Raw genomic sequence first — 16112 nt, 5'->3', positions numbered from 1 at the left:
GTACGGGTGCTGGCTGCAGCACATCGCCTGGCGCGCCTTCTGCGCGGCAATGCGCTCTCAGTTTGACGATGCGCCTTTCGGCACCAGCGTTTTGACCTGCACCGCCGGTAACTGGAAGCCGCCTGGATCAAGCCGCGTCACGGTGCCTTGCACACTCACCTGCTGGTTCTGCAATACGGAGGCCTGCGCCTTCGGTACACCCTGTAGTTCCCACACGCCGCGTGCGTCGTAGACGACCGGATACACGAACGGCTCGTTACCGCGCAACACGAGCTTGCCCGAGAGTTCGACCGGAGCGCCCACGCTCACAGCACCCGCGCCACTCGCACACGCCACGCTCATCATGAGCGGCAACGCGAGCGCAACGAGCCGCGAGCACGCGGGGGGAATCGCATAACGGATTTTCACGCTGGACATCACCGGCACCTCGAATCGCCACAGAACCGCAGCTGGAAAAAAGAAAGGCTGCTTCCGGGGAAGCAGCCTGATTCAAGCACACTTGCCCGACGTCAGTCGATGATCACCGACAACGTCGTGCCTGGCGGCACGCGTACGGTTTCCGTGTAGGTGCCCGTCATTGCGGGACGCACGATAGGGAAGCTGCCGAGGCTCATCAGCACAGCTGGCAACGCGGCGGGCAGCGCGCGCGGATAGAGCGCCGAGGTCGGGTCGATCGCCGGCAGCGTGAAGCCGCCTTCCGAGCGCGATGGAAATGCATACTGCGAAACGCTCGTCGTCGCGGGGATCAAACCTTCCGCGGCCGCCGAGAAATGACGCAGTTCCTGCTGCACGCTCGACCCCGGACGAATCTGGTTGATCACGTCGTTCAGGATCGCGAGCGAGTCGGTCTGGCCTTTGTTTGTCAACAGCGCCTTGTAGAACGCGAGACCCAGCTGACGGTTCAGGAAGCCGCCGAACGACCCCGAAACCGAATAGCTTTCGCAGTCGGTGGCGAACGGCGTCCAGTTGGTCAGCCCGCAGTTGTAGCTGCCATGACCGTTGTACGTCATGTAATCGTAAAAGCGCACGTTACGGATCGCGTTGAATGCGTGCGTCGGATCGATGTTGAAGCTCGTCCAGTCCTCCATCATCATCGCCGTCATTTCTTCGAGCCACGGCTCGAACGCGTACTGCGAACCCATCAATACCGAGCGTCGGTAGAAATTCTGCATGTGCGTGCTTTCGTGCGCCATCGTCGTCAACATCTGCTGAAGTCCGTTGGCGCCACCCAGGTACAGCGTTTCCGAATCCAGATACAGCGAGATCGATTCGTTGCTGTAGGCGCTCTGGCCTGTGCCTTTCCTGAAGTTGTTCAACCCCCAGAAGTAGCCGATCGAACCGAACGCCTGACCGTCATGATTGAAGTTGAGCACGACGAGATCGATCGGCTGGCTGGTGCCGTCGATCAGCGCGCTCTGCGAGTTCGGTCCGTACAGCTTGCCGCCGACGCCTGTCACCATGTCGTAGATGCCGCCCTGTTGCGCGTAACGGGTGAGGAGCGTGTGGACCAGCGCAGAGGTCATCTGTGTCGCGCCAATTTCGGAGTTCTCGACCCACAGGTTGATGAGCGTGCCGTCCTGTGTCGTCGCCTGTTCTTCCAGCGTCGTGTGGCGCAGCGTGAGGTCGGAATAGTAGAAGTCGCGTTGCGAGTAGAGGCTGTACGACGCAGACGGGCCCGGCGGCACGGCGACCTGCGAGCGCATGACTGCCTGCGACCTTGCCGCGCTGGCAAGATCGGCCCAACCCTTGTAGTTGAACTGGCGGATTGCGGCGGCGGTCGGGTCTTCGCCCTGCGCAGCGGATGTACTGGTCGCGCCCACCATCGAATGTGCGACGGAGACGCTCTGCGTGAGCGCAATACCCGGCATCGTCTGGTTCGACGCGCTTTCGTTCGAGAACACAAGTGTCACGTTCTGACCGCGCAGGCCGCTGATCGACAACGGCACATTGGTGGGTGACGTACCGATGTTGTCGACCTGCCAGATACCGGTGCCGCTGCCTGCATACGTCGACGCATCGACGGCCGCGCAGTTCGTACAGGCCGCCAGAAGCGACTGGACGGATCCGCTCGGGCCCACGACCGGCGCGCCGCTCTTCGTTGCCGGCGAAGTGTCGCCGCCACCACCGCCGCCACAGGCGGCAAGGCTCGCGAACAATACGAGGGCGAGGGTGTGCCCCGTCAGCAATTTCAGGCGCGATGCGCGCATACGCTATTTCTCCTTCTCTGCAACGGCCAGTCTTTGCAGGACCTTGTTTCACCGTCAGAACGCAAAATAAAAACGGCCGCCTGAATCGAACGGCCGGTGAGCACACCCGTTTCGTTACCGTGCCGATTAACGGCACATTGGCATCTGAAGGTTTGATCGGGATATCGGCAAAACCGGGTTTCAACTTTAGAAATCAGAGTGCCGCCAGCAAAGCGCGAGCGCGCATTTGAGCCCTTGAACCAAGGCATTTTCGGCGCAAGACGATGCGCAACGACGCGTCCGTTGCAACCAGCAAGGACCGCCGTGAGTTAATCGCGAATCATCTGATGAAATGACCAGGCGCGCTCGATTTTCGAGGCTGGAGAAACCACAGGCCGCATTCTATTTCATTTATGCGAATACGATATTTAACCGGCGACGGTACGCCCGGTTCAGTCTCAACGAGAAGCCGGTCCGCGCACCGACCGGAATCAATCTGCCAGGCGCGCGCGCAAAAGACCGTTATGCTGCGGGTTATTCCTGCACTCGCCCGAACCAAGGGAGAACACCCACATGACATCATCCAGTGACACGCCCAGCATGGCGCTCTTTTGCGACTTCGAGAACGTCGCGCTTGGCGTGCGCGACGCAAAGTTCGAGAAGTTCGACATCAAGCTTGTGCTCGAACGTCTGCTGCTAAAGGGCAGCATCGTCGTCAAGAAAGCGTATTGCGACTGGGAGCGGTACAAGGGTTTCAAGGCCGCCATGCACGAAGCGAACTTCGAACTGATCGAGATTCCGCACGTGCGCCAGTCAGGCAAGAACTCGGCTGACATCCGGCTCGTCGTCGATGCGCTCGACCTCTGCTATACGAAATCGCACGTCAATACGTTCGTGATCATCAGCGGCGACTCGGACTTCTCGCCGCTGGTTTCGAAACTGCGCGAAAACGCGAAGCAGGTCATCGGCGTCGGCGTGAAGCAGTCGACTTCCGATCTGCTGATCGCGAATTGCGACGAATTCATTTTCTACGACGACCTCGCCCGCGAAAGCCAGCGCGCCGCCGCGAAGCGCGTGAAGGAAACGCAGCCGGCGCCGAAACGCTCGCCCGATGAAGAGAAGCGCCGCCGCGACGATCTCGAATCGCGTCGCAGCGAAGCGATTGAGATCGCCGTGCAGACGTTCGATGCGCTCGTGACCGAGCGCGGCGATAGCGGCAAGGTATGGGCATCGGCGTTGAAGGACGCGATCAAGCGTCGCAAGCCGGATTTCAGCGAGTCGTACTACGGGTTTCGTGCGTTCGGCAATCTGCTCGAAGAAGCGCAGACGCGTGGTCTGTTCGAAGTCGGCCGCGACGAAAAATCAGGCACGTTCGTGTTTCGCGGCGGCAATGGTGGCACGGTGCGCAGCGAGCCTGCGCAGCAGCAGTCGCAGCAGCGTGAAAGCAGATCGAAACGGGGTGTGCGCAGGAAGGGCGCGCAGGAACCCGCGGTGGCCGCGACCACCGGCCTGGAGTTGCCCGTCGCGCAGGATCTGTTCACCACGCCGGACATGCACGAAGTCCACGAACCGTCAGATGCGCCGTACGTGCCGGCAGTGACTGAATTCGCGGCGGATGAAGAAGCGCCGGCAGAGCCAGCCACCGCGCGACGCAAGGGGCGCGGAAGCCGGAAGACGGCATCGAAGAAAGCCAAAGCGGTCGATGTCGCGGAAACGTCCGCCTCCAGCGACAACACAGCGGATCAGCCATCGCCTGCGCCGGAAGCGCAGATTGCCCAGGCCGCACAGGGTGAAGAACGCGCGCTGAAAGCAAAGAAAACCGCTCGCAAAACTGCACCGCGGGCACGTCGTCCGCGCAAGGCGGCTGCGGCGACTGAATAGCGGCAAAGCAGGCCTGGTAGAAGCGCGCCGGATCGACCGGCGCGTCCCGCAGCCTCTGGCCGCTTCAGCGCATCAAGGCGTCAGCGACTGCAGGAGCGGCGCGAGGCTGTCGCTTGCCGGCGCAGGCGCGGCTGCTTCACCGGTTGTCTGCGCGGCCGTCTGCGTCACGGCCTGCGCGGCTGCCCGCGCGGCCACATCAACTGCGGCGTCTGGCGCAATTTCGCGGGTGACAACCGTGTCCGGCACTACCGGCGACGTGCGCACGACCGTCTGCAGATAATGATCGACGAGCGCGAAGAAGCGGTCGTAGAACTTGCCCGACGGGATCGTCTCACTCGAAATCTTCACCATCGCGTCGCTGTTCGAGCGAATCGGCAGCGACAGCGAACCGAGCACGCTCAGGCCCACACTGGCCGACGTATCGCTCTTCTTCAGCGCGAAACCATTCTGCACCGCGTTCACATACGCGATGCTCGTGTCGCTCGCCGATTCACCCGGCGTGCAGACGACGTGAAATTCCACCACGACGTGCGAATCGCCGCTCGGCTGGAAATTCTTGGTGCCGTCAATCGTGTCGCTGCGCGTCATGGTCGTCATGTAACCCTGACTGAGCAACGCGCGACGGGCCGCTTCACAGGTATCCGTGGTGCTCGCGTTGAAGTTGCGCGCGTACGGGCTTACGCCTGTATCGAACAGTTCCTGCTGGAATTTGGGCTGCGGCGTGGTCGAGCAGCCGGCAAGCGAAGCGAGCGCGACGAGCACAAGCGTGGTGAAGGTGGTTCGGGCAAGGACTTGAGGCATGGTCGAAAGAAACCGGAGCGACGCGACGTCGAATGGCATGCATTGTAGAGCGCCTGTCACGCGGGAAGGAAAACATACGGAAACCGTTCGTTACAAAGCGCGGCGCCACCGCGGAGAAGCGCGACCTGCGCCGCTTGCCGGGCTTTTTGGGACACGTAGCCGGCATGGGCGGGTAATAATAGTGCCAGCAACATCTGCCCTTACCATTCCGGCCTGCCGGAATTTCACCGTGTGGAGGTTTCGTGAACAAGAAGATGACGATCAAGCGAAGTGTTGCCTGTTTCCTTGCCGCAATGTGCGCGTCGGCGCTGGTGCCCGCACAGGCCGCTCCGGCCGCGTTGAAGATGGCCACACCAATCCCACCTGAAATCACGACGCCCGACACCGTCGACACACGCATCGGTCAGCTCAAATTCTTCGACGGTATTCCGACGCCCGAAACGGCGCAGAAAGTGTACGACAATCTCGACTTCTCGCGCGGCGTCGAAGTGTTCCTGAACGGTGTGCCGGGCGCATCGCTCGTCGCGATCCGCACGGCCCTGCGCGAAGCGGGCGCAACCGGCAGCACCATCGGCATTTTCGAATCGCTGATGGATTCGAAGTCGCTCTTCCTGACTGCGAATACCGAAACGGTCTACTTCTGGAACTGGATGGATCTGAAGAACGGGCCAGTGGTCGTCGAAACGCCGCCAAACATCCTCGGCGTCGTCGACGACTTCTGGTTCCGCTACGTCACCGACCTCGGCAACGCCGGCCCGGACAAGGGCAAAGGCGGCAAGTACCTGTTCGTGCCGCCGGGCTATACCGGCGCGCTGCCAAAGAGCGGCTACATCATCGTGAAGTCGCCGACGTTCGGCAACCTGCTGTTCGGCCGCGCGTTCATGAAGAACGGCGACCCGAAACCCGGTGTCGCGAGCCTCAAGGCGCACCTGCGTGTGTATCCGCTTGCGCAGGCAGGCTCGCCGCCCGCGACCACATTCGTCGACATGTCCGGCAAGGTCATGAACACGGTGCACGCGAACACGATCAAGTTCTACGAAGAGTTGAACGAGATCGTGCAGGAAGAGCCCGCCGGTGCCTACGGTCCTGACATGACAGGGCTTTTCGCGTCGATCGGCATGGTGAAAGGCAAACCGTTCGCACCCGATGAACGCATGACGAAGATCCTCACGGATGCCGTCGCGGTCGGTAACGCAACCGCACGCGCGATCGATTTCGCGAACCGCGACAAGGCCGCGCTGATCTATCCGGATCGTCACTGGACCACGCCGTTCATCGGCGGCAGCTATCAGTGGCTGAACGACGGCGCACGCAATTTCGACGCACGCACGATGTTCTTCTACGCCGCGACCGTCGATACGCCTGCGATGGCGATCGCGATGCCGGGCATCGGCTCACAGTACGCCGCGGCAAATTACGACGCGTCAGGCAAACCGTTCGACGGCGCGAAAAACTACACATTGCACGTTCCGCCCAACGTGCCGGTGAAGGACTTCTGGTCGGTCGTACTGTACGACCCGCAGACGCGCTCGATGCTGCAGACCGACCAGCAGTTCCCAAGCCTCTCCAGCGAAAAGGGTCTCCTGAAAAACGCGGACGGCTCCGTCGATCTGTTTTTCGGACCGAAAGCGCCGGCGGGCAAGGAAAGCAACTGGATTCAAACCATTCCGGGCAAGAGCTGGTTCACGATTTTCCGGCTGTACGGCCCGCTCGCGCCGTGGTTCGACAAGGGCTGGAAACTCGAAGACATCCGGCAGGCGTCTTGACGATGCCGCGTCAGACGGTCCGCTGACGCGGCCGTCGTGGTCATCCGCCGCGCGCGGATGACCGCGCGGCAAATCAGCCAGCGCTTGCGCGCAGTGGCATAATTCGCCGACATTCACGCGCGATTCCGGTCAACCATGCTGCATCGTCGTCTGCGGAAGATCGGCAGTATCCTCGGATTGCTCGCAATCCTGATGGCGACGCTTGCGCCGACTGTTTCGCAGGCGCTTCAGCGCAACGGCCGCGTGGACGCGCTGCTCTCCGTCTACTGTTCCGCCGACGGCACGACCGACGCAACCGCCGCCCCCACGCCGCGTTCTCCCGGATCACCTGCTTCCCACCCGACCACGCTGTCGCATCTGCAGGCGTGCGGCTACTGCAATCTCTTCGCGCATGCGCCCGCGCTGCCCAGCGCCGAGGTCGCTTTCGCCGGCACCGTCTGGGTGTTCCAGCATCGAAGCGTCACGCGTTTCGAAAGCTTGCGCCGCATTGCGCCGCTCACTTCGGCGCAGCCGCGCGCCCCACCGTTTTCATCCTGATTCGAGCAAGCGACTGGCGATGCATCGATTGCATCGCTGCGTCACCGCGCGTTCGCATGGAACGCAGCGACGGCGCTGCCACGAACCGCCATCGAGGATGAACTCATGCACATTCCTGTATCACGCACCGCCCGGCGGGCGCGCGTGCCTTCAGCCGTACCTGTCGCGCTTGCCTGCGCGCTACTTTGCCCCGCGGCGGCCAGCGCGCACGCCATCGCCGGCGACCGCGTGTTTCCTGCGACCATGGCCGTCGACGATCCGGGCGTCGGCGACGAAGTCGACTTCCAGTACGGTCACATCAAGGCGCCCAACGATGATGGCGACAACGTCAACATCAACACCGTCTCGTTCGAATGGGACAAGCTGATCACGTCGAATCTGGCGTTCAGCATTGGAAGCGGCTACATCAACCAGTACGGCCCTGACGGCACCGCGAAAGGCTTCGACAACCTGGAAGCGGGACTGAAGTACCTCGCGTACGTGAACGCGCCGCACGAGTTCATGGTGTCGGTGGGCGTGAACGCGAGCTTTGGCGGAACGGGCGCAAAAGCGGTCAGCGATTCGTTCTCGACGATTTCCCCGGCGGTGTTCTTCGGCAAGGGCTTCGGCGATTTGCCCACGAGTCTCAGCTATCTGCGCCCGCTTGCGATCACCGGCGAAATCGCGCCCAATCTCACGACGAACGCTGCGGCGCCAAACTCGCTCGACTGGGGTTTGACGTTCCAGTACAGCATTCCATACCTGCAGACGCAGGTGAAAAATATCGGGCTGGGGGCGCCGTTCAATAACCTGATTCCAGTCGTCGAACTGCCGATGAATACGTGTACCGCAGGTCCGTGCTCCGGTCATACGACGGGCACCGTGAATCCCGGCTTCATCTGGCTCAACAGCTGGGGACAACTCGGCGTCGAAGCGCAGATTCCCGTGAACCGGGCATCCGGACGACACACGGGCGTACTGCTGCAAGCCCATCTTTATCTCGACGACATCTTTCCGAACTCCGTTGGCAAACCTCTGATCTATCCATGAAAACGACTCTCTTCGCGCGCGGCACGCTTGCCGCCCTCACGCTCGCGTTCGCGCAGTTCGCCCACGCGCACGCGTTTCCCAAACTCCAGACGCCTGCTGCCGGCGCGACCGTCGACGGCGCACCGCACGAGGTGTCGATCGAATTCAGCGAGGCGCTCGAACCCGCGTTCAGCTCGATCACCGTCACAGACAGCGCCGGCAAGGCGGTCACGGACGGCAAGGCAGCCGTCGATACCACCGACCCGAAACACATGAAAGTGGTGCTCGCGAGCGTGACGCCCGGTGTGTACACGGTCGCGTGGGTGGCGGTCGCGAGCGACGGCCACCGCACGCAGGGTCACTACACATTCACCGTTAAATAACCCACGCCCGATTCGTTTAACCAGTATGTCCCGCCGCGCGCCATCGTGCGGCGGGAGCCGCATTGACGGGTGGTGGGCGCGAACCAACTGGTCTGATCAAACCGTTGTGAATCCTCCGACCATTCCGGGATTCGCACGACCGCCGTTTTCTCCTCGCGCCTTACGCATCAACGCCTCGCGTCCGCTGGCACGAACGATGCCTTAACGGTGTCGCGCCTTTCCCAACGACCTCCGCATCGCGCAGGTCCCGTTTCAGGTTCAAGTCGGCGCATGAGGAGATTCATCATGGCCTTCTTTGAAAGTCCCCCCGGAAGCTGGCTGCTGTCGTTCGCCCGCTTTGTCTGGTCGCGGGTCCTGTACACGGTGGCGGTCGGTCTGATCGTCGCGACGAGCGTGTACTTCATCACCCCTTACGCGATCAGATGGATGGGCAGCCTGCTCGATCCGATGACGATCGTCGAACCGATCCAGATCTCCGACGCGTTCAAGGATCGCGGCTACACCGACGTGATGCTGCAGCACATGCTGGTCGACACGATCAGCGATCTGCGCGAAAAGGCCAAAGGCGTCACGCCCGCGACGGACACCGAACAGGTGCTGACCGAGTTCAAGCTGCCCGATTTCACCGTGCCCGGCACCGGGCTTTCCGTGCGTCCCGTGATCGAGTTCCTGAGGTCACTGTTGCAGCGGGATTCATCGGTTTACGGCAGCGTGATCGGGACGCCCGACAAGTTCACGCTGGTCCTCACGCTGCGCGATCCGGATGGTCATATCGTCCCGCTGAACGATCCGGGTGTGCAGGAAAGCGCACCGCGCCCGGCACGCACCGAGCGCACGAAGCATCGCGCCACGCCAAAACCCGACACGCCGAGCACAGAGGCCGCACTCAGCAACGCGCTCAAGCAGGCCGGGATCGCGATCCTGAAACATCAAAGCCCGCTGCTTCATGCCGAATATCTGACGGCGGTTGAACAGGACCGTTGCCTCGGCGGACAGTACGCGTGCGACTTCAGGCCAATGCGCGAACTGTTCGAAAGTCTCGCGGCCGGCGGCAGTGCGGAAAACCGATCTGCCCACGAGAAAAACGCGGAGTGGGCGCTGCTCGCGTTGTCGAAAATTGAAACTTACGATCACCGGTTCGACGGCACGATCCGCTACGCGCGCCGCATCGTCGACGAAGGCAGGCGCGACTGGAAGTGGAAAGGGGCCCGGTCGTGGGCGTACTACAACTGGGGCGTTGCGCTGAGCGATCTGGGTTGCTATCAACAGGCCGCCGAGGTCCTGGGCAAGGCAGTCGACAGCAAATTCGACTACGCGCCCGCGCACAACGCGCTGGCCCGCGCGTACCTCGCACTGGCGCAGGGCGGCGGCAAGTTCAGCAAAGGCAGCGACGACGCGATACCGCCCGGCGGCTACCGCGCAGCGGCGCTCGCGGAACTGGATACGGCGATCAAACAGAGCCCGGGGTACCAGGAAGCATGGGTCAATCGCGGTGACGCGTTGCGGCTGCCGGTTTCATCGTCGGAGGTCTACTCGATGGACCTGCATCCTGGTTCGCTCGAACGCATGGAAAACGATGCGCGCCACGACTACCGGATCGCCGTTGCACTGAACATCGAAACGGCCGCCCGCGCGTATCAGCGGCTGGCCGCGTTGCACGACGACACCTATGTCGGCGTCAGCGAGCGCATTACGAAAACGCGCCGCCAGTGTCAGACGGGCATGGCGCCGTCGCTTCTCGAAGCGTGGGGTTGCAGCGATGCCCCGCTTCGGCCCGTGACGCTTCGCGATCCTGCGCTCAAACAGGCGGCCATGCCGGGCACGGCGAAACAGGCGCGGATGTGCAGCGATCCGGAACTCGTACTGCCGGGTAGCGTCCGCATGCCGAAGTCGTATGGTACGGGCGACCGTTACGTCGACGCGACGGAAAACGCAACGCCAGCCGCGAAGCCGGAAGTCCAGCGTGCGGTCGGCGGGATTCGCAGAATTGCGGCGCAGCGCGGTCAGGAAAGCGCACGCATCGCAGACGTCAGCACGCGTGATGCGTTTGCACCTGCATCCGCTCGCTGACGCATGGCTCACTGGACGCAAAACTCGCCGCGCGGGAGAAACATGAACATGTACGGGCTTTTCAGATTTGCCGACTTCGAGCTCGACGTGGATCGCTATGCGCTGCGCCGCGCCGGACACGAAATCCGGCTCGAACGTCTGCCGATGGACTTGCTCATCCTGCTCGCATCCCGTGGCGGAAGGCTCATCGGGCGTGAAGAGATTGTCAGGTCCTTGTGGGGTGGAAACGTCTTCCGCGACACTGAGAACGGCATCAACACGGCGGTGCGAAAAATCCGTATCGCGCTCGGCGACAATTCCGGCTGTCCGCAGTATGTAAAAACAGTCAAGGGCAAGGGCTATCGCCTCGACGGCATATCGCCGGTTTCTCTCGAAGAAGCCACCGCCCGTCGTTCACCTGCCGTTCGTGTGCTGGTGCTGCCCTTCACCAACATCACGGACGACGGCGCTCAAGACAGTTTCTGTGACGCACTCGCGGATGAAACATCGGCGATGCTTGGCACGGTGCAGCCCGAACATGTGATGGTCATCGCGAGAACGACGGCAGCGCGTTACCGGCGCACAGAAAAGAGCGTCGGTGAAATCGGTCGAGAGCTGGCAGTCAGCTACGTACTCGAGGGTTCACTGACACGCGAGGGCGAACGGCTACGGATACTGGCGCAGTCGATCCGCTGCGCCGATCAGGTGCAGATCTGGCGTCGCGCATACGAGCCGGTCGCGCGCGGCGTACTCGATATCCAGAAAGAAGTCGGCACGGCAATCGCGGCGGACGTCACGCCGACGCTTGCACGCGCCTCCGCGAATTGCGCACAAACCCAGGGTTCCAACGCTATCATTCGACAGGACGATTTCGCAATGTAGGGCAAGAGATCGGTTATTGAACGCAGACCCTTGCGGGCAACCTGGTGTTCCCGATGGCGTCGGACCATGACGGGAACACATTGGAGCACTGACGTTCAGTTGCCGCCTTTGTAGAGTTCCTGCAAGCGCGCTATCTGACCATTGTGTTGCGCCTGGACGAGCTCCTGGTAGACCTGGTCACGGCTTTTTCCTTGTGGCGAACCCATCTCGCTACGCGTCGAATTCGTGCCGCCGACTGAAGTCGCCGCCGCATCCTGTTGCGCAACTTGCGCCTGCATCGTCGAGTCGTCCGCGTATGCGGTTGCGCATGCGAGCGCGACGATTCCGACCATTACCATTCGAAGTGCTTTCATTTCCCGTACTCCCGATATTGAACAATGCATCGATCACGATGCCAACGAAGGCGAACCCAACAGGCGATGTCCCCGGCGCGATTCGTAAGTATCGAAATGGTGTTGTTATGCCGAACCCCGTGATCGAATAGTGCCTTCGGATCACGATTGCGCCCATGGACGGAGCATGAAGAAATCCTTAATTCGTCAATCGATCGTTTGACGACAGAGTGAGTCCCTTACCGCGGCATTTCGCGCGGACAGGGCGACGCCTGCAACAGGTATTGCCGCATTCGTGTTGACAGGTGCTTCTGGCAGGTCCGCGTTCGAGTTCATGGCGGCCGGGCAACTCACTGCGGCCGGCGACATGAAACGCCAGGTGGCGCTAGTCGGAACCGGAGAGCATGGCGATATAAAGAACCGTCGATACGACGATAATCGCGACGCCGACTGCGACCTTGACCTTGTTGAATTCGAGCAGGCCGTTTACCGAGACGGCAATGCCCGCGACAGCGGTCAGCGTGCCGATTGCCGCAAGCAGCACGCGAAGCTTTGTCCAGATCAGCTTGCGGCGCTCCGGACCTGCACCTTCTCTCCAGCGGCTGAATTTCATGAATGGCCCTTGCCCGATCGCGGGCTGCGACGAAAGCGGCGGTTGACGTTGATCGCGCGTCCGCATACAGGTGCGGCGGCATCTCGCCCCATTATAGGGTCGCGCAACGCATTGTTCCCGCCGATGGCCTGGCTTTCAATACCCAAGGGTTGCGGCACGGCAATTCAACGGACATCCGCCTCTGCTTGCGATTCTTTAGCGTCGTTAGCGCGCGAGTTCCACGTTCATATACGACGTTGAAAATACGTGTCTGCACGCTAGATACGATTCCAGGCGCGCCAATAACCTTACCCGCGAGTGCGATTATTTTGAGGCGCCTGCGAGCGTTTAAATACGATGCTATGGTGTCTTCCGCCAATACGGGCGATTTCCACCCGCATTCTGTTTCAGATCCAGTATTTCGGCCGCGATTAGCCAGCGCGGCTGGCCCAATCCAGATCGCTGTTTAGTAACCTGCAAACAAAATCATGTTAGTGGAAGAAAATCTGCCGGCTGGCAGTGCCTCGCCGGAAAACGGTAATGCGTCGTCGCTGCGTTCATGGCTTGCCGTGATCGCTGTTGCAATCGGCGCGTTTGCGTTCGTGACAACCGAGTTCCTGCCCGTCGGGCTATTGCCGCATGTCGCGAAAGACCTGGGCGTGCTGCCTGGAACCGCGGGCCTCATGGTGACCGTGCCCGGCATCATCGCCGCCATTTCCGCGCCCGGGCTCATGCTCGTGGCCGGAACCATGGACCGCCGTCGCGTATTCCTGCTGCTGACAACCCTGCTGCTTGCGTCGAACCTGATCTCCGCGTTCGCACCGGATTTCCTGGTCATGCTGCTGGGGCGTGCGTTGCTGGGCGCGTCGCTCGGCGGCTTCTGGACGCTCGCAACAGCGGCCTCCGGACGCCTCGTCGCACCCCGCGATTCCGCTCGCGCCATGGCGACGATCCTGACCGGCGTGACGTGTGCAACGGTGATCGGCGTGCCGCTCGGCACCTTCATCGCGAGCTTCGCGTCATGGCGCGCGTCGTTCATGGCGACGGGCGTGCTCGTCGCAATTGCGTTGGTTGCGCAGTTCTTCCTCGTGCCCTCCCTGCCCTCGACGACTGCACTGCGCATGAAGGATCTGGTCGGCCTGATGCGCCAGCCGCATCCGCGCCGCAGCATGCTGATGGTGGCGCTCGCGTTTGGTGCGCACTTTTCGTCCTATACGTACATCACGCCGTTCCTGCTGCGAAACGCAAACCTCTCGATGGCAACCATCACATGGCTGCTGCTTGGCTTCGGGATTATCGGGTTTTTCTCGAACTTCGCGATTTCATCGACGGTGGGTCGCAATCTGAAGACATCGGTAGCCGCGATGATCTCGCTTTTGATGTTCGCGCTGCTGTCGCTGCCTTTGCTGGCGCACTCATCGTTTGGCGTTGCCGCCATCGTGATGACGTGGGGCGTCGCGTTCGGCGCACTCCCCCTGTGTTTCAGCGTCTGGATTCAACGTGCGACGCCAGATGCACCGGAAGCGGGCTCGGCACTCTTCGTCGGCATCATTCAGGTGGCGATCGCAACCGGTTCGCTGGCCGGCGGGTTGATCGTCGACCATATCGGCATCCAGGCCGACTTCCTGTTCGGCAGCGGCCTCGCGCTGCTCGGACTTGCCGCGCTGGCCAGTTTCGGTGCGCAGGAAAAGACGCGCGAAGCGGAAGCCGTCGCGTGCCGGGTGAGTCCGGATTAAGAGGGAGTGGTAGATGCGCTTTGCAGGATCGGGATGTCCTGCAAAGCGTGATTGACGGTCAGTGGAGTGCGTCCGCACCCCACCCGATCACTCAACAGTCACAGATTTAGCGAGATTTCTAGGCTTGTCTACATCCGTGCCGCGCGAGCAGGCCGTGTGATACGCCAGCAACTGCAGCGGCACGACGTGCAGGATCGGCGACAGCAGGCCGTAGTGCTCCGGCATGCGGATCACATGCAGCCCCTCTTCGCTGACAATCCGCGTGTCCGAGTCGGCGAACACATACAGTTCGCCGCCGCGCGCCCGCACTTCCTGCATGTTCGACTTCAGCTTCTCCAGCAGTGCATCGTTCGGTGCGACTGTCACGACGGGCATCGCTTCCGTCACGAGCGCGAGCGGCCCGTGCTTGAGTTCACCCGCCGGATACGCTTCCGCGTGGATGTACGAGATTTCCTTGAGCTTCAGCGCGCCTTCCAGCGCGATCGGGTAATGCAGGCCACGCCCCAGGAACAGCGCGTTTTCCTTGCGCGAGAAATCTTCCGACCACGCGATGATCTGCGGTTCCAGCGCGAGCACGCTATTGAGCGCCGCCGGCAGATGGCGCAGCTGGCGCACGTAGTCCGCCTCAAGCGAAGCATCGACATGCCCGCGCAGCTTCCCGAGCGTCGCGGCCAGCACGAACAGCGCGACGAGCTGCGTGGTGAACGCCTTCGTCGATGCGACGCCAATCTCGCGCCCGGCATGCGTCAGGAACGACAGTTCGGTGAGGCGCACCATCGCGCTCGTGCCGACATTGCACACCGAAAGCGTGTGCTTGTGGCCCAGCGACTGTGCATGTTTGAGCGCGGCGAGCGTGTCGGCCGTCTCGCCTGACTGCGAGATCACCACCACCAGCGACTTTGGATTCGGCACCGAATCGCGATAGCGATATTCGCTTGCGATCTCGACCTGCGTCGGAATCTTCGCGATCGATTCGAGCCAGTATTTCGCCGTCAGCCCCGAATAGTAGCTCGTGCCGCACGCAAGAATCAGCAGATTGTCGATCTCGCCGAACGCTTTGGCCGCCGCGTCGCCAAAGAGCGACGCATCGAACGAATCGGCCTGCGGAATCGTGTCGCTGATCGCGCGCGGCTGCTCGAAGATTTCCTTCTGCATGAAGTGACGATAGGGGCCGAGCTCGACCGCACCGCCATACGCCGCAACGGTGCGCACTTCGCGCTGCACGTCGTTGCCGTCGCGATCCGCAACGCGCACGCGCTCCAGCGTGAGCTCACACACATCACCTTCTTCGAGGAAGATGAAACGCTCCGTGCTGCCCGCCAGCGCGAGCGCGTCGGAGGCGAGGAAGTTTTCGCCCTCGCCGAGACCGACCACAAGCGGCGAACCCTGACGCGCGCCGACCACCGTGTTCGGCTGGTCCTTGTGTTCCACTGCGATCGCATACGCGCCGTGCAGTTGCTGCACGGCCTCGCGCACGGCCGCGAACAGATCGCCGCGATAGAGGCTGTGAATCAGATGCGCGATCACTTCGGTGTCGGTCTGCGAGACGAACTCGTAGCCCTTGCCGCGCAGCGTTTCACGCAGCGATTCGTAGTTTTCGATGATCCCGTTGTGCACGAGCGCAAGCGCGTTGCGCGAAAAGATCGGATGCGCGTTGTTCGTGACGGGCGCGCCATGCGTCGCCCAGCGCGTGTGCGCGATACCCGTGACGCCTTCGAGATGCGTCTCGCGCACCTGTTCGTCGAGATCGGCGACGCGCGCCACGCTGCGTGCGCGATGCGGCTCGCCGCCAGCAAGCACGGCCACGCCGCAGGAATCGTAGCCGCGATATTCGAGGCGTCGCAGTCCTTCGATGAGAACCGGGACGATGTTACGTTGCGCAACTGCGCCGACAATGCCGCACATAAATATCAGTTCCTTTGCAGGGAGTGGGTACCGCGCTGCATACCTGCGCGGCGC

At 62.0% G+C, this 16112-nt stretch carries 14 protein-coding genes; 8 read left to right on the top strand and 6 right to left on the bottom strand.

Annotation, left to right across the window (positions count from 1 at the left end):
- Positions 1 to 57 precede the first annotated feature (57 nt).
- Positions 58 to 417 carry a hypothetical protein gene (locus LPA36_RS19875; protein ID WP_228880383.1) on the bottom strand — a complete coding sequence of 120 codons (360 nt, stop codon included), beginning with the start codon at positions 415 to 417 and terminating at the stop codon, positions 58 to 60.
- A gap of 92 nt (positions 418 to 509) precedes the next feature.
- Complete coding sequence (locus LPA36_RS19870) at positions 510 to 2207, bottom strand: M30 family zinc metallopeptidase (RefSeq protein ID WP_228880380.1); 1698 nt, start codon at positions 2205 to 2207, stop codon at positions 510 to 512.
- Between the two features lie 552 nt (positions 2208 to 2759).
- On the opposite strand from LPA36_RS19870, the gene LPA36_RS19865 reads away from it, so the two are divergent.
- A complete protein-coding gene (locus tag LPA36_RS19865) occupies positions 2760 to 4067 on the top strand; it encodes an NYN domain-containing protein (protein WP_228880377.1) in 1308 nt (435 codons plus the stop codon).
- A 72-nt stretch (positions 4068 to 4139) separates the two neighbouring features.
- Here the strand turns inward: LPA36_RS19865 and LPA36_RS19860 are convergent, their stop codons facing one another.
- Complete coding sequence (locus LPA36_RS19860; protein WP_228880485.1) at positions 4140 to 4868, bottom strand: DUF2242 domain-containing protein; 729 nt, start codon at positions 4866 to 4868, stop codon at positions 4140 to 4142.
- A gap of 242 nt (positions 4869 to 5110) precedes the next feature.
- Here LPA36_RS19860 and LPA36_RS19855 point away from each other — a divergent pair, with 242 nt between their 5' ends.
- The 6 genes from LPA36_RS19855 to LPA36_RS19830 all read left to right on the top strand — a co-directional run bounded on the left by LPA36_RS19855 (position 5111) and on the right by LPA36_RS19830 (position 11493).
- The gene (locus tag LPA36_RS19855; RefSeq protein ID WP_228880374.1) at positions 5111 to 6634 is read left to right on the top strand and encodes a DUF1254 domain-containing protein; all 1524 of its coding nucleotides are present in this window, start codon (positions 5111 to 5113) and stop codon (positions 6632 to 6634) included.
- Positions 6635 to 6769: 135 nt separating this feature from the next.
- The gene (locus tag LPA36_RS19850; protein WP_228880372.1) at positions 6770 to 7171 is read left to right on the top strand and encodes a DUF2946 domain-containing protein; all 402 of its coding nucleotides are present in this window, start codon (positions 6770 to 6772) and stop codon (positions 7169 to 7171) included.
- Positions 7172 to 7276: 105 nt separating this feature from the next.
- Entirely contained in the window at positions 7277 to 8200 is a 924-nt protein-coding gene (locus LPA36_RS19845; protein ID WP_228880369.1) for a hypothetical protein, read from the top strand.
- A complete protein-coding gene (copC, locus tag LPA36_RS19840) occupies positions 8197 to 8562 on the top strand; it encodes a copper homeostasis periplasmic binding protein CopC (RefSeq protein ID WP_228880366.1) in 366 nt (121 codons plus the stop codon). The genes LPA36_RS19845 and copC overlap by 4 nt, the downstream gene beginning before the upstream one ends.
- 285 nt (positions 8563 to 8847) lie before the next feature.
- Positions 8848 to 10632, top strand: a complete 1785-nt coding sequence (locus tag LPA36_RS19835; RefSeq protein WP_228880364.1) for a tetratricopeptide repeat protein — start codon at positions 8848 to 8850, stop codon at positions 10630 to 10632.
- 42 nt (positions 10633 to 10674) lie between these two features.
- Complete coding sequence (locus tag LPA36_RS19830) at positions 10675 to 11493, top strand: winged helix-turn-helix domain-containing protein (protein ID WP_228880361.1); 819 nt, start codon at positions 10675 to 10677, stop codon at positions 11491 to 11493.
- Between the two features lie 95 nt (positions 11494 to 11588).
- On the opposite strand, the gene LPA36_RS19825 is transcribed toward LPA36_RS19830, so the two are convergent.
- Both LPA36_RS19825 and LPA36_RS19820 read right to left on the bottom strand, forming a co-directional pair.
- Positions 11589 to 11846: a DUF4148 domain-containing protein gene (locus LPA36_RS19825; RefSeq protein WP_228880358.1), complete on the bottom strand. Its 258-nt coding sequence runs from the start codon at positions 11844 to 11846 to the stop codon at positions 11589 to 11591.
- 364 nt (positions 11847 to 12210) lie between these two features.
- Positions 12211 to 12438, bottom strand: a complete 228-nt coding sequence (locus LPA36_RS19820; RefSeq protein WP_228880355.1) for a DUF2964 family protein — start codon at positions 12436 to 12438, stop codon at positions 12211 to 12213.
- Between the two features lie 467 nt (positions 12439 to 12905).
- Here LPA36_RS19820 and LPA36_RS19815 point away from each other — a divergent pair, with 467 nt between their 5' ends.
- On the top strand, positions 12906 to 14153 hold the full coding sequence (locus LPA36_RS19815; protein ID WP_228880353.1) for an MFS transporter: 1248 nt from the start codon (positions 12906 to 12908) through the stop codon (positions 14151 to 14153).
- An 87-nt stretch (positions 14154 to 14240) separates the two neighbouring features.
- On the opposite strand, the gene glmS is transcribed toward LPA36_RS19815, so the two are convergent.
- Positions 14241 to 16058, bottom strand: coding sequence for a glutamine--fructose-6-phosphate transaminase (isomerizing) (glmS, locus tag LPA36_RS19810; RefSeq protein WP_228880348.1), 1818 nt, complete (start codon positions 16056 to 16058; stop codon positions 14241 to 14243).
- Positions 16059 to 16112: the final 54 nt, after the last annotated feature.

The sequence above is a fragment of the Paraburkholderia saeva genome (assembly GCF_907164555.1).
GTDB classification, from domain to species: Bacteria; Pseudomonadota; Gammaproteobacteria; order Burkholderiales; family Burkholderiaceae; genus Paraburkholderia; species Paraburkholderia saeva.
Note: the sequence above shows the minus strand (reverse complement) of the source record. Positions and strands in the feature narration are given on the sequence as shown.